General features: G+C 36.3%; 17 protein-coding genes. 10 read left to right on the forward strand and 7 right to left on the reverse strand.

The window, feature by feature from the left end; translation table 11 throughout:
- Positions 1-3: 3 nt before the first annotated feature.
- Entirely contained in the window at positions 4-1,341 is a 1,338-nt protein-coding gene (locus tag B7698_RS07855; protein ID WP_084865183.1) for a PFL family protein, read from the forward strand.
- Positions 1,342-1,585: 244 nt separating this feature from the next.
- Positions 1,586-2,278, forward strand: a complete 693-nt coding sequence (locus B7698_RS07860) for a histidine phosphatase family protein (protein WP_084865184.1) — start codon at positions 1,586-1,588, stop codon at positions 2,276-2,278.
- Positions 2,279-2,380: 102 nt separating this feature from the next.
- Here the strand turns inward: B7698_RS07860 and B7698_RS07865 are convergent, their stop codons facing one another.
- The 7 genes from B7698_RS07865 to B7698_RS07895 all read right to left on the reverse strand — a co-directional run bounded on the left by B7698_RS07865 (position 2,381) and on the right by B7698_RS07895 (position 11,038).
- A complete protein-coding gene (locus tag B7698_RS07865) occupies positions 2,381-4,039 on the reverse strand; it encodes an ABC transporter permease (RefSeq protein WP_000440018.1) in 1,659 nt (552 codons plus the stop codon).
- Positions 4,029-5,120 carry an ABC transporter ATP-binding protein gene (locus B7698_RS07870; protein ID WP_084865185.1) on the reverse strand — a complete coding sequence of 364 codons (1,092 nt, stop codon included), beginning with the start codon at positions 5,118-5,120 and terminating at the stop codon, positions 4,029-4,031. Before B7698_RS07870 ends, B7698_RS07865 begins: the two co-directional genes overlap by 11 nt.
- 12 nt (positions 5,121-5,132) lie before the next feature.
- Positions 5,133-6,179, reverse strand: a complete 1,047-nt coding sequence (locus tag B7698_RS07875) for an ABC transporter substrate-binding protein (RefSeq protein ID WP_000731167.1) — start codon at positions 6,177-6,179, stop codon at positions 5,133-5,135.
- A gap of 162 nt (positions 6,180-6,341) precedes the next feature.
- Positions 6,342-7,382, reverse strand: coding sequence for an ABC transporter substrate-binding protein (locus B7698_RS07880; protein WP_084865186.1), 1,041 nt, complete (start codon positions 7,380-7,382; stop codon positions 6,342-6,344).
- 292 nt (positions 7,383-7,674) lie between these two features.
- A complete protein-coding gene (locus B7698_RS07885) occupies positions 7,675-8,445 on the reverse strand; it encodes a response regulator transcription factor (RefSeq protein ID WP_000475407.1) in 771 nt (256 codons plus the stop codon).
- The gene (locus tag B7698_RS07890; protein ID WP_078228265.1) at positions 8,438-10,087 is read right to left on the reverse strand and encodes a sensor histidine kinase; all 1,650 of its coding nucleotides are present in this window, start codon (positions 10,085-10,087) and stop codon (positions 8,438-8,440) included. The genes B7698_RS07885 and B7698_RS07890 overlap by 8 nt, the downstream gene beginning before the upstream one ends.
- A 174-nt stretch (positions 10,088-10,261) precedes the next feature.
- Positions 10,262-11,038 (reverse strand): glycyl-radical enzyme activating protein, encoded by a 777-nt coding sequence (locus B7698_RS07895; protein ID WP_000406173.1) that lies wholly within the window; start codon positions 11,036-11,038, stop codon positions 10,262-10,264.
- Positions 11,039-11,159: 121 nt separating this feature from the next.
- On the opposite strand from B7698_RS07895, the gene B7698_RS07900 reads away from it, so the two are divergent.
- From B7698_RS07900 to B7698_RS07935, 8 genes are all read left to right on the forward strand, one after another.
- Entirely contained in the window at positions 11,160-11,906 is a 747-nt protein-coding gene (locus tag B7698_RS07900) for a DeoR/GlpR family DNA-binding transcription regulator (RefSeq protein WP_000824973.1), read from the forward strand.
- A gap of 12 nt (positions 11,907-11,918) precedes the next feature.
- Positions 11,919-12,899, forward strand: a complete 981-nt coding sequence (locus tag B7698_RS07905; RefSeq protein ID WP_084865187.1) for a sugar-binding transcriptional regulator — start codon at positions 11,919-11,921, stop codon at positions 12,897-12,899.
- A 195-nt stretch (positions 12,900-13,094) separates the two neighbouring features.
- Complete coding sequence (locus tag B7698_RS07910) at positions 13,095-13,415, forward strand: PTS lactose/cellobiose transporter subunit IIA (protein ID WP_000402908.1); 321 nt, start codon at positions 13,095-13,097, stop codon at positions 13,413-13,415.
- 33 nt (positions 13,416-13,448) lie between these two features.
- Positions 13,449-13,757 carry a PTS sugar transporter subunit IIB gene (locus tag B7698_RS07915; RefSeq protein WP_000238723.1) on the forward strand — a complete coding sequence of 103 codons (309 nt, stop codon included), beginning with the start codon at positions 13,449-13,451 and terminating at the stop codon, positions 13,755-13,757.
- 16 nt (positions 13,758-13,773) lie between these two features.
- Positions 13,774-15,063 carry a PTS sugar transporter subunit IIC gene (locus B7698_RS07920; RefSeq protein ID WP_001096818.1) on the forward strand — a complete coding sequence of 430 codons (1,290 nt, stop codon included), beginning with the start codon at positions 13,774-13,776 and terminating at the stop codon, positions 15,061-15,063.
- A 161-nt stretch (positions 15,064-15,224) separates the two neighbouring features.
- Positions 15,225-17,663, forward strand: coding sequence for a glycyl radical protein (locus B7698_RS07925; RefSeq protein WP_000247406.1), 2,439 nt, complete (start codon positions 15,225-15,227; stop codon positions 17,661-17,663).
- A gap of 18 nt (positions 17,664-17,681) precedes the next feature.
- Positions 17,682-18,350, forward strand: a complete 669-nt coding sequence (locus B7698_RS07930; protein ID WP_000395421.1) for a fructose-6-phosphate aldolase — start codon at positions 17,682-17,684, stop codon at positions 18,348-18,350.
- Between the two features lie 17 nt (positions 18,351-18,367).
- Complete coding sequence (locus tag B7698_RS07935; RefSeq protein WP_001217826.1) at positions 18,368-19,456, forward strand: glycerol dehydrogenase; 1,089 nt, start codon at positions 18,368-18,370, stop codon at positions 19,454-19,456.
- Positions 19,457-19,468: the final 12 nt, after the last annotated feature.

Raw genomic sequence — 19,468 nt, forward strand, 5'->3', positions numbered from 1 at the left:
ATCATGGATATTAGACAAGTTACTGAAACCATCGGCATGATTGAGGAGCAAAACTTCGATATTAGAACCATTACCATGGGAATTTCCCTTTTGGACTGTATTGATCCGGATATCAATCGTGCTGCGGAGCAAATTTATCAAAAGATTAGGACCAAGGCGGCTAATTTAGTGGCTGTTGGCGATGAAATTGCAGCTGAGTTGGGAATTCCTATCGTTAATAAGCGTGTATCGGTGACTCCTATTTCTCTGATTGGGGCAGCGACAGATGCGACGGACTATGTGGTTCTGGCAAAAGCGCTTGATAAGGCTGCGAAAGAAATCGGTGTGGATTTTATTGGTGGTTTCTCTGCCTTGGTACAAAAGGGGTACCAAAAGGGAGATGAGATTCTCATCAATTCTATTCCTCGTGCTTTGGCTGAAACAGATAAGGTTTGCTCGTCAGTTAATATTGGCTCAACCAAGTCTGGTATTAATATGACGGCTGTGGCAGATATGGGACGAGTTATCAAGGAAACGGCTAATCTATCAGATATGGGAGCGGCCAAGCTGGTTGTATTCGCTAATGCTGTTGAGGATAATCCATTTATGGCGGGTGCCTTTCATGGTGTTGGGGAGGCAGATGTTATCATCAATGTCGGAGTTTCTGGTCCTGGTGTTGTGAAACGTGCCTTGGAAAAAGTTCGTGGACAGAGCTTTGATGTAGTAGCCGAAACAGTTAAGAAAACTGCCTTTAAAATCACTCGTATCGGTCAATTGGTTGGTCAGATGGCTAGTGAAAGACTGGGTGTGGAGTTTGGTATTGTAGACTTGAGTTTGGCGCCAACTCCTTCGGTTGGAGATTCTGTTGCACGTGTCCTTGAGGAAATGGGACTTGAGACAGTTGGAACACACGGGACGACGGCTGCCTTGGCTCTCTTGAATGATCAAGTTAAGAAGGGCGGAGTTATGGCTTGCAACCAAGTTGGTGGTTTGTCTGGTGCCTTTATCCCTGTTTCAGAGGATGAAGGAATGATTGCTGCAGTGCAAAATGGCTCTCTTAATTTGGAAAAACTAGAAGCTATGACGGCTATCTGTTCCGTTGGTTTGGATATGATTGCTATCCCAGAAGATACTCCTGCTGAAACCATTGCGGCCATGATTGCAGATGAGGCTGCAATTGGTGTTATTAACATGAAAACAACAGCTGTTCGTATTATTCCCAAAGGAAAAGAGGGAGATATGATTGAGTTTGGTGGTCTTCTTGGTACAGCTCCAGTTATGAAGGTCAATGGGGCTTCGTCTGTTGATTTCATCTCTCGTGGAGGACAAATCCCAGCACCAATTCATAGTTTTAAAAATTAAGAAAATAGGAGAAATTTTAAGTTCTATTTAAGGTTGGATGTGTATACTATAATCATTAAATAAGGACCTCCTAATATTATTTGAAACAGATAACACTGATTTAGTTTGAATTTGATTTTCATCTAATATCTTTATTTAATAGAACTCCTAAACTTTTTCATAATAATCTCCTGCAAAAGTCGCCTGTATGGGTGGCTTTTGTTTTATCATCCATGATATAATAGAAGTAAACGGAGGACGGAAAATGGTAAAAGTACGATTGTATTTGGTACGTCATGGCAAGACCATGTTTAACACGATTGGTCGCGCGCAAGGTTGGAGCGATACTCCTTTAACAGCTGAAGGTGAACGAGGGATTCAAGAGTTAGGAATCGGTTTGCGAGAATCTGGTCTACAGTTTGATCGCGCTTATTCGAGTGATTCTGGTCGCACCATTCAGACAATGGGAATCATCCTTAATGAACTTGGCTTGCAGGGGAAGATCCCTTATCGCATGGACAAGCGTATCAGAGAATGGTGTTTTGGTAGCTTTGACGGAGCTTATGATGGTGATCTTTTCATGGGCATTATTCCTCGTATCTTTAATGTGGACCATGTTCATCAATTGTCTTATGCTGAACTGGCTGAGGGTTTGGTAGAGGTCGATACAGCTGGTTGGGCTGAAGGCTGGGAAAAACTCAGTGGCCGAATCAAGGAAGGTTTTGAAGCGATTGCCAAAGAAATGGAAGAACAAGGTGGGGGCAATGCCCTTGTCGTCAGCCACGGAATGACCATTGGAACCATTGTTTATTTGATTAATGGCATGCATCCGCATGGTCTAGATAATGGTAGCGTGACGATCCTTGAATATGAGGACGGCCAGTTTAGCGTAGAAGTTGTCGGCGACCGTAGTTACCGAGAACTAGGACGTGAGAAGATGGAAGAAGCCTCTATTTAATCAGTCTAGACTTGCTTGTTATGAACTAGGGATTTGATAAGAATATCAAGATAAGAAAAAACAGCCGAGGGTAATCCTTTCGGCTGTTTTTGATGGGGGAAACTAAAGTGTAATGCTGTTGCTTTTAGAGATTTTCATAAACAAGAGCAAGGAACCTACTGTTAGAACAGTCAGGATAGTTGACAAGGCTGCGGCTACACCGTAATTCCCTCTGAGAACCTCTGTATAAATGGCTACAGTCATTGTTCTTGTTTTGACATTGTAGAGGAGGATAGAAGTAGAGAGTTCTGAAATCATTGTGACCCAAGATAGGATGGCTCCAGAAATAATACCAGATAGCATCATTGGAGTTGTAATCTTGGCAAAGGTATTGAGACGGCTACTTCCTAAGCTTTCAGCAGCTTCTTCAATACTTGGGGCTATTTGTTGCAAGCTAGCAACAGATGAGCGAATAGTATACGGTAATCTTCTGACAGATAGGGACATAATTAAGATGAAAGCTGTCCCTGTAATCATAAGAAATCCACTTCCAAATAGACCGGTATTGAAGGAAGAAATGAAGGCAATCCCTAGAACAGTTCCGGGTACAATATAAGGGACCATACTGAGGCTGTCAATTAAGTTTGTAAACAAATTCCGTTTTCTAACGGCTAGGTAGGAGATAAATGTTGCGAATAGGACAACTAGAACTAAGGCAATCAAAGGGATACGAATAGTATTGAAAATAGCAGATCCCATACGATTGAAAGCTACCTTGTAACTGTTTAGAGAATAACCTTTGACAAATACCATACCTGATGTTTTTAGGAAAGAAGTATAAATCAAGTAGACTTGAGGTAGAACAGAGAACAAGATAATTCCGTAGACTGTTGCATAAATAGCAGCCATTTTTCCTTTTGTAGTTTTTTTAGGCTCAATTGGATGGAGCGAATTCATGCTGAAACTGTAGCGGTTTGAGATGTATTTTTGGATAAGGAAGATTGCCAAGGCAATGATAATCGCCATAATTGCTAAAGCAGATGCAAAAGCAGAATTTCCTCCAACCTCGCTAATGAATTGGGTATAAATCAAGACGGGGAAAGTCCGATATCCTTCACCAATCAACATAGGCGTTCCAAAATCTGAGAATGCTCTCATAAACACAAGCAGGGCAGCAGCTAGTAAGGTTGGAACTAGGAGAGGTAAAACAACCGTTACGATACGCTTAAATCCGAAGGACCCCATGCTTTCAGCAGCTTCAAGTAGAGAATTGTCAATACTTTTCATTGTCCCAGCAACGTATAGAAATACCAGTGGGAATAGTTGCAGTGTAAAGACAAGTACAATTCCTTTGAATCCATAAATATCAATAGCTGGAAGATGAAGAGTATTTGTCATGAATTTTGTGATGACCCCATTTCGTCCCAGCAAGAGAATCCAGGAGTAGGCTCCCACGAAAGGAGCTGACATGGAAGCAATGATAATCAATATTTGTAGAAATTTCTTTCCCTTGAAGTCATACATGGAAAAAAGATAAGCTAATAGGGTTCCTACAACTAAGGAAGTGACAGTAGCGGTAATGGAAACCTTGAAACTGTTGACAAGTGTCTCAGAGTAGTAGGCTTTACTAAAGAAAGTGACAAAATTAGCTAGTGAGAATTGTCCTTCATGTATGAGTGCTTGCTTGAGCACGGTAACGATAGGATAAACGAGAAAGACAAGATAGGTAAGAAAGATGAAGAAAGAGGAGGCTGTCCAAATATTTAGTTTTTTACGTTCCATGGTTGACTCCTTTTATCAGGTTTTGGGAACCATCTGCAGAAAAGACGTTTAATTTTTGAGTATTGATTCGTAGACGAATACGATCGCCTTTTTGTAGATCTTCTTCAAAAGTTGATTCTTCGCTAACCTGAATTTTTGAGGCAAAGCCTGTTTCAATGAAATACTCCGTATTTAGTCCAAGATAGACGCTATCGCTAATAGTTCCTTCAATATCTCCAGATTCATCTTTGATAAATTCTTCAGGACGAATGCTTACATGAATGGCTTGCTCCTCAGCCTGATCAAGAGCTGGCATTCGAAGAGCATAGCCATCTGAAAAGACGATATAAGCGCCGTCGCTCCGTTTTTCGAGATTGGCAGGGATAATATTTGTGCGTCCGATAAAGGTTGCTACAAACTCATTAGCTGGTTTATGATAGAGTTCTTTTGGTCGACCGATTTGTTGGATGACTCCGTCTTTCATAACAGCAATTTGATCTGAAATAGCCATAGCTTCTTCTTGGTCGTGGGTCACATAAACGGTTGTAATTCCCACTTCGTGTTGGATTTCTCGAATGGCTTGACGCATATCCAAGCGAAGTTTGGCATCTAGATTACTAAGTGGCTCGTCCATGAGGAGAACACTTGGATTAACCGCTAAGGCACGTGCCAAAGCGACACGTTGTTGTTGTCCACCACTGAGTTTATCGGGCTTTCGATCCGCATATTGAACAATTTGCATGAGTTCAAGATATTTATTGGTTTGTTGAATCAATTCTTCTTTTGGAACCTTCTTTTGCTTGAGACCAAAAGCAACATTATCTCGGACAGTCAAATGTGGGAAAATAGCGTAGTTTTGGAAAACCATCCCGATATTGCGTTTGCTGGGTTCCATATTATTGATTTTTTTATCATCGAAGTAAAATTCTCCGCCTTCGATACTGTTGAAACCTGCAATCATACGAAGAAGGGTCGTTTTCCCACACCCTGAAGGCCCAAGAAGGGTAAAGAGACTTCCTTTTGGAATTGTAATGTTCAAATTCTCAATAACAGGGACATCGTGATAGATTTTTTTTGCGTTAATAATTTTGATCTCACTCATAGTGAACCTCTTTTACTGTTTAGATTGGATATCTGTAAAGACTTCGTTGTATTTTTTAACGATATCTGATTTATTCTTGATGACATAATCATAATCTTCAGTGAGTGTTTTGATTTTGTCAATTGGTTTCATATTTTCGCTCGTTTTAGCATTTTTACGAACAGGACGGTTAGTAGTGGTTGTACCAAGTGTATCTTGTACTTCTTGAGAGATAATAAAATCGATAAATTTCTTGGCATTTTCCATATTTTTAGCTTTTTTAACGATAGCAGCACTAGCAGGTAGGAAGACTGTTCCTTCTTTTGGATAGACTACCTTAATGTTAGCTCCGTCATTTAAGAGTTTAACTGCTGGATCTTCATAAGAGAGACCAACAGCCATTTCTCCGTCAGCGACTGCTTTATAGACACCAGATGAGCTTGAACCGATTTTACCATCAATAAGTGTGAAGAGATCTTTTACATAAGACCAAGCTTTATCGTCTTTGTAACCACCTTGAGCTTGTAGCATATTTGTTAATTGAGCAAAGGCGCTAGAAGAGTTTGCTGGGTCAGCAGTTGCGATTTTTCCTTTTAGTTCAGGTTTGAGAAGGTCGCTATATCCTTCGATGTTCATGCCTTTCGTTAAATCAGGATTGACGATTAAAACACTACCATCTAGTGTATAAGGAGTAGAGTAGCCAGTTGTGTTTTGATATTCTTTGATAACATTATCATTTTCTTTTGAAGTATAGTTTTCAAAGAGTTCTCCGTGGGTAGCATATTGTGTATAAGAACCACCAAAGATAACATCGGCTACAGGAGCTTCTTTTTCTGACTCTAGTTTTTTGAAAAGTTCTCCAGTACCAGCTTGAATCAGTTCTACTTTAATACCGTATTTTTCTTCAAAGGCGGGAATAGTTGCTCCAATTAAGCCCTCTGAGTTTGGTGAATAAACGACTAGCGAACCGCCGTCTCCTTTATCAGATGAACTGTCATCGGCAGATTCACTAGAAGAACAAGCGGCAAGACCAAAAAGAGCTAGTCCGCAAGCAGCATAATACATCCATTTCTTTTTCATGATGGATACCTCCGTTATGTTATTTAAGTTTATTTTAAAATAATGTAAGCGTTTTTAAAACCGATAATTCTATTCTATTAGAGTAAAATTCTCTACAAAAACGGAAGCAATCTTTTTGATTTTATAGTAGGGTGCGACAGTTAATCATTGGGAAATCAAATTTTATTTTTTAGATAGAATATCTGTGAAAATATCATTGTACTTTTTAAGAATAGCGGATTTGTTTTTAATGACATAATCGGAATCTTCGGTGGCAATCTTGATTTCTGTCATAGCCTTCATATTTTTATTGGTTTTAGCATTTTTACGAATGGGTCTGATTGTTGTTTCAGTTCCTAGCTTATCTTGGATTTCTTGAGAAAGGAGGAAATCGATAAATTTCTTAGCGTTTTCCATGTGTTTGGCATTTTTGACGATAGCTGCGTTACCAGGTAAAAAGACGGTTCCTTCTTTTGGATAAATGACTTTTACATCAACCCCATCATTTAAGAGTTTTAAAGCAGGATCTTCATAGGTGAGTCCAACAGCCATTTCCCCATCGGCGACAGCTTTGTAAACATTTGAAGAACTAGATGCAATCTTTCCATCTACTAGGGTAAATAGATTTTTTACATAGGTCCAAGCTTGTTCATTTTCGTATCCACCTTGGTCTACAAGCATGTTTGTTAATTGAGCAAAGGCACTAGAAGCATTACTTGGATCAGCAGTAGCAATTTTTCCTTTTAATTTAGGATTGAGTAGATCATTGTAGCCTTCAATTTTAATATCTTTTGTAAGGGATGAATTGGCAATGATAACACTGACATCCAGTGTGTAAGGGGTGTAGAATCCAGTTTTATTTTGATATTCAGGGATTATCTGGTCGTTTTCTTGAGAAATATAAGGTTCAAAAAGTTTTTCGTTAGAAGAGAAGAGGGCGTAGGAGCCTCCGAAAATGACATCGGCTACTGGGGATTCTCTTTCGGCCTCAGCTTTTTTGAATAATTCACCAGTGCTGGCTTGTACTAAATCAACCTTAATACCATATTTTTCTTCGAAGGAAGGGATTGTTTCTTCGATAAGGTCTTCAGGGTTAGGCGAGTAGACAACCAAAGTGTTATCTGAATCTTTTTCAGCGCTAGTTTCTGCTTCTATAGGTGAAGAACATCCTGATAAAGAAAGGAATATCCATCCACAAGAGAGAAAGAATAGTATTTTTTTCATAAGTATCTCCTTTTTTACGAACAATTTCTCTACCTAGATTGTTAATGTTTTTAAATTGTAGAGTTCTACAGGATATAATAAAAACCTTAAAGAAATCTAAAACGGGAAATAGGAAATGGGTTCCTAGAGCAAGGATGGGTGAATTGTAGCTGAGATTTTGATGGTAATACTCTTCAAAACACGTCGCTTTATCTGCAATCTCAAAGCTATGATTTGAGTAGTTAGCACTTTGATTTTCATTGGGTAAAAGCACAAAATAAAAAGATTGCCTGAGCTGAGCAATCCTTTTACATCAATGGTTTTTATCCATGAGTTTTAATTCTTTTGGAGAAATATGGAGATACTTTTTAAAAACTTTTGCAAAATATTTATAGTCTGAAAATCCAATTTGTTCAGAGATATCGCTTAGGGGGGAATTGGGGGATTCAGCCATTTTATCTATAGCTTGCTTGAGGCGGTAGCGTAAGATATATTCATTTAGCGTCATTGGGAAGTCTTCTTTGATAACCTTATATAGATAACTTTCGCTATACCCTAGATTCTCTGCAATGCTAGAAATGGTAAAGTGCATACAGTAGTGTTGATGAACAAATTCAAGAATTTGCTGAATGATTTGGTTTTGTGTATCAATTTGTTGGATAGAGGTAAGTAAAGTTTGATATTCTTCTAAAAAAGGAGTTTCTTGACGAGTGCTAACTCGTAATCGCAAAACAATTTTTTGAAGACATTCTGTCAACTCCTTGGTATCAATTGGTTTGGATAAGAAATCAACTGCCCCATATTGCATGGCTTTTTTGGCATTTTGAAAATCGTTATAACCTGATAAGATAACTTTTTCATAGGAGAGAGTACGAGTGGCTTCGAACATCATAAAAGCATCCATAATTGGCATTGTGATGTCTGTTAAGACAATATGAGGTTCTTTTTCTTGGATGAGTTTCATTCCCTCTTGACCGTGACTGGCAGTTCCTACTACTTGGATACCTAAGGCAGAGTAGTCTACGGCAATCTCTAGCCATTTTCGAATGAGGTGTTCGTCTTCTACGATAATGAGCTTAAACATGAGTTAGTCCTTTCGTTATAAATTTGACCCAAGTTTCTCCTTGGCGATTGACTCCTAAATCTAGCTGGACATCAGAAAAGAAATTGCTCAATCGTTTATAGCTGTTAACGATGCCATGCTGGGTATGAGGGCTTTCTAAAGAGTCTAAAATAGCGAGTCGCTCTTGTTTTGTGAGTCCTCCAGCATTATCCTTGACTAAAAAAGTTAGAGAATCTGCTTCCAAGGTAATTTGGATATCAATATGAAGATCAATACGGTATTGCATCCCATATTTTATAGCATTTTCTACTAGAGGAAGCAAGAAAAGTTTAGGAATAGGTTGATTATCGATAGTTTCTGGGCAGACAATATCATAGGAAAAGTGCTCGAAACGAATCTTATGAATAATAAGGTAATCCTCTATAATCTTTAAATCTTGGCAAATGGTTGTTTCTTTTTCTAAATCGGTGATACTGTAGCGAAGAATGCGCGTGAGATTTTGAATCAGGTCTTGTGTGAGAGCTGCATCCATTAAAGAAGTAATTTTAATTGTCTCAAGCGTATTGTAGAGAAAATGAGGATTGAACTGAGCTTCCAGCATTTTTCTTTCAAAAATCCACTTTTCTTTTTCGATGGTCAACATTTTCTGATGAAGTTGATCTAATTCATACAACATATTATTAATTTTTTCGGCCATAAATTCAAACTCATCACCTGTTTGTAGAGAAAGTCTTTTTTCTGCTTGTTTGGGAATTTCTTGAAGTTGGTAAACTAAGCTTTCAATAGGAACAGCGTTGTGTGTAGCAATCTTATGAGCAATTCGTCTTGCTTGCCAGAAGTAGAGGAAGAATATACATAAGGTGAGAATGGAGGCTAGGCCGAGTAAGCTAGGAATAGGAAAAAAGGATTGAAAAGTATAGATTGAAAAAATAGCACCGACTTTTTCTTTTTGAACAATAAGCGGTTCATTCTCATACCAGTGGGTACGAGAGTGTAGGAGTTTTTCATCAAATTTTTCAAGAGTAGAGCGAGTGAACTGGTTTGTATTGTTGGAAAACATATTTCCAAAGCTATCGGTAATGATGTATTTAGAATTTATCATTGGGAAACTTGAGATGAAATCATTCTCATTTACGAAAGCAATCGTATAGGCTATAACTCGTTGGTTTTGAAGTAGTGGTTTGATAAAGAGTGTGTAATGTTGCTTATCTGAAGAGAGTGCAATTTTTTCTGTAACTTTTTCTTGAGAAGGATTTTGAATGAGCAGTTTTAGATAGTAGGGAGATAAAATACTTTCTTGATGATTGCGATTGGTACTAAATAGTAATTCACCTGTATCACTTAGGATAATGAGGTCAGAACTAAGTTTTAATTTAGCTTTTGTCTCGTAAAATAAGCTAAAGACTTCTCTCTCTGTGTGTTTGCCATCCAAAAATCCAGGAATCATTTTATAGTTCATAGTGGTCAGGAGCTCATTATTTGCTTCTTTCATCTCTTGAACTTGTTTGACAATCTGTCTCGTGTCTTTGGAGAGTTGTTGCTTTTGTAAAAAATAGGAAAAACCAAAAAGTAAAATGAGTAGTAAAAGAGAGGTCATAAAGGCTGCGATAGAGCTTCTATGGAGAATTTCTTTTTGGAGAGATTTTTTAAAGGAATGAGACATCCGCTACCTCCTTGGAAGGGTTTTCTGTTATAAGTATAGCAGTTTAAAAATTCTAGAGCAAGGTAAAATAGAAAAGGTTTGGCTAAAATTTTTTAGCTAAACCTTTTGAAAAGTTAAGTATGTATTATAGATGCTTGTTATCTGCAAATAGCTAGAGCATTTCAAGGAAATGAACTAGAAATAACAATTAATATGATGGTTCAGAAATACCTTTTGATAATCAATAAGATCTTCAGGATGAAGTGCGTTGACTCCATCCATTTCATATTTCCGATTTAATAAACGATATTTGTTTTCACCAAATTGATGAAAAGGGAGTAGTTGAACTTGGTCGATATTTAATGAGTTAAATAGAGTAGCGAATTCTTCTGCATCCTCTAAACTATTGTTAAAATCAGGGATAACTGGGATTCTTAAAACGATAGTTTTATGTTGAGAAAAAGCATAATGAATGTTTTTAATAATCATTTGATTAAAAACTCCAGTCACTTTTTTATGTTTTATAGAATTATAATGTTTTAGGTCTGTGTAGATAAAATCCACATATTGGATTAAATCAACAAATTTTTCATGATCAACAAAGGCAGTAGTTTCAATGGCAGTGTGTATGTGATGTTCTTTAGCTGACTTTAAGATGGCTTTAGCAAATTCAAACTGAGCAAATATTTCACCCCCTGATAAAGTTAAACCTCCACCGGATTCTTCGTAAAATTCTTTATCTTTTAATACCTCTGTAATAATTTCTTCTACAGTTTTTTCTTCACCTACTAAAGTGAATTTTTCTCGTTGAGCATCTTTCATTTTTTCAGGTTTCATTCTTTGAGATTCAGGATTAGAACACCATGGACAGCGCAGAGGACATCCTTTTAAAAAAACAGTTGTACGAATACCCGGACCGTCATGAATTGAAAAGTGTTGAATATTAAAAATAATTCCTTTAGATATTTCCATAAGAGTTCCTCCTCTTTATAATTCTATCCTATCACAAAAACGAAAGAAAAACAATTACGAACGAAAGTTTAATTTGTTGTTTTTTGCTTTTTATTTTGGTAGAATAAAACGGAGGTGTAAAATGAAAAGATTGGAACAAATTATTAAATTAGTATCAGAATATGAAAAGATTGATGTTAATACATTATCGGAAAAATTAAATGTATCGAAAGTAACGATTAGAAAAGATTTAGATAAATTAGAGTCAAAAGGCTTATTACACAGAGAGCATGGATATGCTGTGTTAAATAGTGGAGATGACTTAAATGTACGCTTGTCAATTAATTATGAAATTAAGAGAAAAATTGTTCAAGAAGCAGTAAAATTGGTATCAGATAATGAAACAATAATGATAGAATCTGGTTCAACCTGTGCTTTACTTGCTGAGGAAATTTGCAAGCAAAAAAGAAATGTCACTATTGTAACAAATTCATTTTTTATAGCAAATTTTGTAAGAGGTTATGATTCATGTCGTGTTATTGTTCTTGGTGGAGAGTTTCAGAAAGATTCACAGGTTACCGTAGGACCTTTATTAAAAGAAATGATACAGACTTTTCATGTGCGTCAAGCTTTTGTTGGGACAGATGGCTACGATAAAGAGATGGGCTTTACAGGAAAAGATTTAATGCGCAGTGAGGTAGTTCAATATATTTCAGCAGCGTCGGATAAAGTCATTGTGCTAACTGACTCAAGTAAATTTGATAAAAGGGGTACAGTAAGAAGATTTGCTTTAAGTCAAGTCTATGAAGTAATAACAGACGAAAAACTTTCTAAACAAAATATAGCTACATTAGAAAATGCTGGGATAATGGTTAAGGTAGTTTCGTAAGAGGTTAAGTGTATGAATCAAGATAGGAATAAACTGCTCTCTAAAATTGCTTATCTGTATTATATTGAAAACTTAAATCAGTCACAAATAGCAGCAAAATTAGGAATTTATAGAACCTCTATTAGTAGAATGTTAACAGAAGCAAGGAATGCAGGAATTGTTAAAATTGAAATAGAGAATTTTGATACCAATATGTTTAAGTTGGAAAATTATGTAAAAGAAAAATATGGTCTGGAAAGTTTAGAAATTATTCCAAATGAATTTGATGACAATCCAACAATTTTATCTGAAAGAATTTCTCAAGTTGCAGCAGGTGTCCTTAGGAATTTAATTGATGATAATATGAAAATTGGCTTTTCTTGGGGAAAAAGTTTAAGTAATTTAGTAGATTTAATCCACAGCAAAAGTGTTCGAAATGTTCACTTCTATCCTCTAGCAGGTGGTCCTAGTCACATACACGCTAAATACCATGTGAATACACTGATTTATGAAATGTCTAGAAAATTTCATGGAGAGTGTACATTTATGAATGCAACAATTGTGCAAGAAAATAAATTGTTAGCAGATGGTATTTTGCAATCAAGATATTTTGAAGATTTGAAAAATAGTTGGAAAGATTTAGATATAGTTGTGGTTGGGATTGGTGATTTTAGTAATAAAGGAAAACATCAATGGTTAGACATGCTTACAGAGGATGACTTTGAAGAATTGACAAAAGTTAAAACTGTAGGGGAAATTTGTTGTCGATTCTTTGATTCAAAAGGTAAAGAAGTTTATGAGAACTTACAGGAAAGAACGATAGCAATCTCTTTGGAAGATTTAAAAAATATTCCTCAAAGTTTAGCTGTTGCTTATGGTGATACGAAAGTATCTGCGATTCTTTCTGTATTGCGTGCTAATCTAGTAAATCATCTGATTACAGATAAAAATACAATTTTAAAAGTTTTAGAAGAAGATGGTGATTTTTCTTTTCGAAATATTTTATGCGAGTGAAAATGATAGACTGATATCAGTTTATCGTTTTTTCTTTTTAATCAATTGCACATTTGTGCTTATATAAATAAAAATAGTTTATTTGTTGTCTTTAGATTGACAAGTTTATTATGTAGTTGTATTCTATAGTTACAAAAGAAAATTTTAAAATTTCAAATGAAAAAGCTTTTTACATAGTGAAATGAGGAGGAATTTATGGAAATTATTGTTCCAGATCAAATTATCATGGGTTTAATTTTATATGCTGGCGATGCGAAACAACATATTTATAAAGCGTTAGATTATATAAAAAACGGTACATGTGAACGATGTGAAGAAGAAATCCAGTTAGCTGATGCAGCCTTATTAGAAGCCCATAATCTACAAACAAAATTCTTGGCACAGGAAGCGTCTGGTACAAAGACAGAAATAACAGCTCTCTTTGTTCATTCACAAGATCATCTCATGACTAGTATGACGGAGATTAATTTAATCAAAGAAATTATTAGTTTGAGAAAAGAACTTCACAAAAAATAATACTAGAGTATTAACATAGAGGAGGAAAATATAATGGTGAAGATTGGTTTGTTTTGTGCAGCAGGCTTTTCTACTGGTATGCTTGTAAATAATATGAAAATTGCAGCGCAATCTAGTGGAGTTGAGGCAGAAATAGAGGCGTTTTCTCAGTCTAAATTAGCGGATTATGCCCCAAATCTAGATGTTGCACTGTTGGGGCCTCAAGTTGCTTATACATTAGATAAATCAAAAGAAATTTGTGATAAGTGTGATGTTCCGATAGCTGTTATTCCGATGATGGACTATGGTATGTTAGATGGGAAAAAAGTATTAGATTTGGCCCTATCTTTGATTAGTGGGTAAGAAAAGGAGATTTATTATGGCAAAGATGGATGTTCAAAAAATCATTGCACCTATGATGAAGTTTGTGAATATGCGTGGTATTATAGCTCTAAAAGATGGTATGTTAGCAATTTTGCCATTGACAGTAGTTGGTAGTTTATTCTTGATTATGGGACAATTGCCATTTGAAGGATTAAACAAGAGCATTGCTAGTGTATTTGGAGCAAATTGGACAGAGCCGTTTATGCAAGTATATTCAGGAACTTTTGCGATTATGGGTCTAATTTCTTGTTTTTCAATTGCCTATTCTTATGCTAAGAATAGCGGAGTAGAGGCTTTGCCAGCTGGGGTTCTATCTGTATCTGCATTCTTTATTTTGCTAAGATCATCTTATATCCCTAAACAAGGTGAGGCAATTGGGGATGCTATTAGTAAAGTTTGGTTTGGAGGTCAAGGAATTATCGGTGCTATCATTATAGGTTTGGTAGTAGGAAGCATTTATACCTTCTTTATAAAGAGAAAAATTGTTATTAAGATGCCAGAACAAGTTCCACAAGCTATTGCGAAACAGTTTGAAGCAATGATTCCAGCATTTGTAATTTTCTTACTTTCTATGATTGTATATATTTTAGCGAGCTCATTGACTAATGGCGGAACATTCATAGAAATGATTTATTCTGCTATTCAAGTTCCATTGCAAGGTTTAACTGGATCTTTGTATGGTGCAATTGGAATTGCATTCTTTATATCATTTTTGTGGTGGTTTGGTGTTCATGGACAATCGGTAGTAAATGGAGTAGTGACAGCTCTGCTTTTATCTAATCTTGATGCTAATAAAGCTATGTTAGCCTCTGGGAATCTATCATTAGAAAATGGTGCACATATTGTTACTCAACAATTTTTAGATTCATTTTTAATTCTATCTGGTTCAGGAATTACGTTTGGACTTGTAGTTGCGATGCTTTTTGCATCAAAATCTAAACAGTACCAAGCGTTAGGGAAAGTAGCAGCTTTTCCAGCAATATTTAACGTAAATGAGCCAGTTGTATTTGGATTTCCGATTGTCATGAATCCAGTTATGTTTGTACCTTTCATTCTTGTTCCTGTACTTGCAGCTGTTATAGTATATGGAGCTATTGCAACAGGTTTCATGCAGCCATTTTCAGGAGTCACATTACCTTGGAGCACCCCAGCTATTATATCAGGATTTATGGTTGGTGGATGGCAAGGAGTTATTACTCAGCTGGTGATATTAGCGATGTCTACATTAGTTTATTTCCCATTCTTTAAAGTACAGGATCGTTTAGCTTGTCAGAATGAAGCATGATAATTCTAAAAAAACATTTGTGTATTATCATTAAACACACACATTTGTGCTAAAAATTAGAGAGTTAAAGTTTTTCTAGTTAAAAGCTTGAAATTTTCTAAAAAACCAGGTATTATATTTTCGAAAGAAACAAAAATATTTTCGAAAGAAAGGCGCTTATTATGGTAAATAAAGAAGTAGCAAGAACGACAATTAAGACAGAATATTTTGGTAGCCTTACTGAAAGGATGAACAAATATCGAGAAGATGTTTTAAATAAAAAACCTTATATTGATGCTGAGAGAGCGGTTCTAGCAACACGCGCTTATGATCGATATAAGGAACAACCTAATGTCCTAAAACGCGCCTATATGCTGAAAGAAATTTTGGAAAATATGACTATCTATATCGAAGAAGAATCTATGATTGCGGGAAATCAAGCTTCTTCCAATAAAGATGCTCCTATTTTTCCAGAATATACGCTAGAATTTGTTCTCAATGAGTTGGATCTTTTTGAAAAGCGTGATGGAGATGTTTTCTATATTACTGAAGAAACAAAAGAACAACTTAGAAGTATTGCTCCGTTTTGGGAAAATAATAATTTACGTGCTAGAGCTGGTGCCTTGTTACCTGAAGAAGTGTCTGTTTATATGGAAACAGGATTCTTCGGTATGGAAGGTAAGATGAATTCTGGAGATGCTCACTTAGCAGTTAACTATCAGAAACTGTTGCAATTTGGTTTAAGAGGTTTTGAAGAGCGAGCTCGTAAAGCGAAAGCAGCTCTAGATTTAACAGATCCAGCAAGTATTGATAAATATCATTTTTACGACTCTATATTTATCGTAATCGATGCTATTAAAGTATATGCAAATCGCTTTGTTGCTCTTGCTAAAAATTTAGCCGAAAATGCAAATCCTAAACGTAAGAAAGAATTACTTGAGATTGCAGATATTTGCTCTAGAGTCCCATATGAACCGGCAACTACTTTTGCAGAAGCTATTCAATCAGTTTGGTTTATTCAATGTATTTTACAAATTGAATCTAATGGCCACTCTCTTTCATATGGTCGTTTTGATCAATATATGTATCCATATATGAAGGCTGATTTAGAAAGTGGTAAAGAAACAGAAGATAGCATTGTTGAACGTCTGACAAATCTTTGGATTAAGACAATTACAATTAATAAGGTTCGCAGTCAAGCACATACATTTTCTTCAGCAGGAAGTCCTTTATATCAAAATGTTACCATTGGTGGACAGACTCGAGATAAGAAGGATGCTGTTAACCCATTATCTTATTTGGTATTAAAATCAGTTGCACAAACCCATCTACCGCAACCTAATCTAACTGTACGTTACCATGCAGGTTTAGATGCTCGTTTCATGAATGAGTGTATTGAAGTGATGAAACTTGGTTTTGGTATGCCTGCATTTAATAATGATGAGATTATTATTCCTTCTTTTATTGCAAAAGGAGTATTGGAAGATGATGCTTATGATTACAGTGCCATTGGATGTGTTGAAACGGCAGTTCCAGGGAAATGGGGCTATCGTTGCACAGGTATGAGTTATATGAACTTCCCTAAGGTTCTACTTATCACGATGAATGATGGAATTGATCCGGCTTCGGGTAAACGGTTTGCACCAAGCTTTGGTCATTTTAAGGATATGAAGAACTTTTCTGAATTAGAAAATGCTTGGGATAAAACACTAAGATATTTGACACGAATGAGTGTTATTGTTGAAAATTCTATTGATTTATCATTGGAACGAGAAGTTCCTGATATTCTATGTTCAGCATTGACTGATGATTGTATTGGTCGTGGAAAACACCTTAAAGAAGGTGGAGCAGTATATGATTATATATCAGGTTTGCAAGTTGGAATTGCAAATTTGTCGGATTCATTAGCTGCAATTAAAAAATTGGTATTTGAGGAAGAACGTATAAGCCCAAGTCAGCTTTGGCATGCACTGGAAACAGATTATGCCGGGGAAGAAGGTAAGGTCATTCAAGAAATGTTGATTCATGATGCACCTAAGTACGGTAATGATGATGATTATGCCGACAAATTGGTTACTGCTGCTTATGACATTTATGTTGATGAAATTGCTAAATATCCTAATACACGTTATGGAAGAGGTCCTATTGGAGGAATTCGTTATTCAGGAACATCTTCTATCTCAGCCAACGTAGGACAGGGACGTGGAACATTAGCAACGCCAGATGGACGCAACGCGGGTACACCGTTAGCAGAGGGTTGTTCACCATCACATAATATGGATCAACACGGCCCTACATCTGTTTTAAAATCTGTTTCAAAATTACCAACAGATGAAATCGTAGGTGGGGTTCTCTTAAATCAGAAAGTAAATCCTCAAACGTTAGCCAAAGAAGAAGATAAATTAAAACTAATTGCTTTGTTACGAACATTCTTTAATCGTTTACATGGGTACCATATTCAATACAATGTTGTTTCCAGAGAGACGTTGATTGACGCTCAGAAACATCCTGAAAAACACAGAGATTTAATTGTTCGTGTTGCAGGATACTCTGCATTCTTCAATGTTCTTTCTAAGGCAACCCAAGATGATATTATAGGACGTACTGAGCATACATTGTAAAATAAAGAGGTTCTTTTTATGGAATTTATGCTTGACACATTAAATTTAGATGAGATTAAAAAATGGTCTGAAATTTTACCGCTAGCTGGGGTAACTTCAAATCCCACTATTGCAAAAAGAGAGGGTTCTATTAATTTTTTTGAACGAATCAAAGATGTAAGAGAATTGATTGGCTCTGCACCCTCTATTCATGTTCAGGTGATTTCTCAAGATTTTGAAGGCATCTTAAAGGATGCTCATGAAATTCGAGGACAAGCAGGAGATGATGTATTTATCAAAGTACCTGTTACTCCAGCTGGATTACGTGCAATAAAGGTGCTAAAAAAAGAGGGCTACCATATCACTGCAACAGCTATTTATACGGTTATTCAGGGATTCTTAGCTATCGAAGCAGGAGCGGATTACCTAGCTCCATATTATAATAGGATGGAAAATCTGAACATTGATTCAAATTCTGTCATTCGTCAATTAGCTCTTGCTATTGATAGACAGAACTCTCCTAGTAAGATTTTAGCTGCATCCTTTAAAAATGTAGCACAAGTAAATAATTCTTTAGCTGCAGGTGCGCATGCTGTTACAGCAGGAGCAGATGTTTTTGAATCAGCTTTCGCCATGCCATCTATCCAAAAGGCGGTTGATGATTTTTCTGACGATTGGTTTGTTATTCAAAATAGTCGTTCCATTTAGATAGAGAGGAGATACATATGAGAATTTTTGCTAGTCCTTCTAGATATATTCAGGGGGAAAATGCCTTGTTTGAAAATGCCAAATCAATTTTGGATTTGGGAAATCGTCCTATTCTATTATGCGATCAGTTGGTTTATGATATTGTTGGAAAACGATTTGAAGATTACCTACATAGGTATGGTTTCCATATTGTTCTGACGCTATTTAATGGTGAAGCTTCTGACAATGAAATCAATCGAGTTGTTGCCTTGGCTGAGAAAGAAAATTGTGATAGTATTATCGGTCTTGGTGGGGGAAAGACGATTGATAGCGCAAAAGCTATTGCAGATTTAATTGAAAAGCCTGTTATTATTGCTCCAACAATTGCATCGACCGACGCACCTGTATCTGCTTTATCTGTTATTTATACAGATGAAGGTGCATTTGATCATTATCTATTTTATTCTAAAAATCCAGATTTAGTTTTGGTTGATACAAAAGTTATTTCACAAGCCCCTAAGCGTTTATTAGCATCTGGTATTGCAGATGGTTTAGCAACTTGGGTTGAGGCGCGTGCGGTTATGCAGGCAAATGGAAAAACTATGTTGGGACAACAGCAAACGTTGGCTGGAGTTGCAATTGCGAAGAAATGTGAAGAAACGCTGTTTGCAGATGGTTTACAGGCTATGGCAGCTTGTGAAGCTAAAGTGGTGACACCAGCATTAGAAAATATTGTTGAAGCTAATACTTTATTGAGTGGCCTAGGTTTTGAAAGTGGAGGATTAGCTGCGGCGCATGCAATTCATAATGGTTTTACTGCATTGACAGGTGACATTCATCATTTAACACATGGTGAAAAAGTAGCTTATGGAACTTTGGTACAACTATTATTGGAAAATAGACCTAAAGAAGAACTTGATAAGTATATTGAGTTTTACAAAAAAATTGGTATGCCAACAACTCTAAAAGAAATGCATTTAGATCAAGTTGGATATGATGATTTAATAAAAGTTGGTAAACAAGCAACTATGGAGGGTGAGACAATCCATCAGATGCCGTTTAAGATTTCGCCTTCAGATGTTGCTCAAGCTATCATCGCTGTAGACGCCTATGTAAATTCAAAATAAACAATAAGGACT

The organism is Streptococcus mitis, assembly GCF_002096855.1.
GTDB classification, from domain to species: Bacteria; Bacillota; Bacilli; order Lactobacillales; family Streptococcaceae; genus Streptococcus; species Streptococcus mitis_Y.

Excerpts from the sequence above, each read along its gene's own strand:
- B7698_RS07910 (WP_000402908.1), top strand. The coding sequence starts at position 13,095 with ATGGAAATTATTGTTCCAGATCAAATTATCATGGGTTTAATTTTATAT.
- B7698_RS07900 (WP_000824973.1), top strand. The coding sequence starts at position 11,160 with ATGAAAAGATTGGAACAAATTATTAAATTAGTATCAGAATATGAAAAG.
- B7698_RS07885 (WP_000475407.1), bottom strand. The coding sequence starts at position 8,445 with ATGTTTAAGCTCATTATCGTAGAAGACGAACACCTCATTCGAAAATGG.
- B7698_RS07880 (WP_084865186.1), bottom strand. The coding sequence starts at position 7,382 with ATGAAAAAAATACTATTCTTTCTCTCTTGTGGATGGATATTCCTTTCT.
- B7698_RS07855 (WP_084865183.1), top strand. The coding sequence starts at position 4 with ATGGATATTAGACAAGTTACTGAAACCATCGGCATGATTGAGGAGCAA.
- B7698_RS07860 (WP_084865184.1), top strand. The coding sequence starts at position 1,586 with ATGGTAAAAGTACGATTGTATTTGGTACGTCATGGCAAGACCATGTTT.
- B7698_RS07870 (WP_084865185.1), bottom strand. The coding sequence starts at position 5,120 with ATGAGTGAGATCAAAATTATTAACGCAAAAAAAATCTATCACGATGTC.
- B7698_RS07875 (WP_000731167.1), bottom strand. The coding sequence starts at position 6,179 with ATGAAAAAGAAATGGATGTATTATGCTGCTTGCGGACTAGCTCTTTTT.
- B7698_RS07905 (WP_084865187.1), top strand. The coding sequence starts at position 11,919 with ATGAATCAAGATAGGAATAAACTGCTCTCTAAAATTGCTTATCTGTAT.
- B7698_RS07915 (WP_000238723.1), top strand. The coding sequence starts at position 13,449 with ATGGTGAAGATTGGTTTGTTTTGTGCAGCAGGCTTTTCTACTGGTATG.
- B7698_RS07920 (WP_001096818.1), top strand. The coding sequence starts at position 13,774 with ATGGCAAAGATGGATGTTCAAAAAATCATTGCACCTATGATGAAGTTT.
- B7698_RS07890 (WP_078228265.1), bottom strand. The coding sequence starts at position 10,087 with ATGTCTCATTCCTTTAAAAAATCTCTCCAAAAAGAAATTCTCCATAGA.
- B7698_RS07895 (WP_000406173.1), bottom strand. The coding sequence starts at position 11,038 with ATGGAAATATCTAAAGGAATTATTTTTAATATTCAACACTTTTCAATT.
- B7698_RS07925 (WP_000247406.1), top strand. The coding sequence starts at position 15,225 with ATGGTAAATAAAGAAGTAGCAAGAACGACAATTAAGACAGAATATTTT.
- B7698_RS07935 (WP_001217826.1), top strand. The coding sequence starts at position 18,368 with ATGAGAATTTTTGCTAGTCCTTCTAGATATATTCAGGGGGAAAATGCC.
- B7698_RS07930 (WP_000395421.1), top strand. The coding sequence starts at position 17,682 with ATGGAATTTATGCTTGACACATTAAATTTAGATGAGATTAAAAAATGG.
- B7698_RS07865 (WP_000440018.1), bottom strand. The coding sequence starts at position 4,039 with ATGGAACGTAAAAAACTAAATATTTGGACAGCCTCCTCTTTCTTCATC.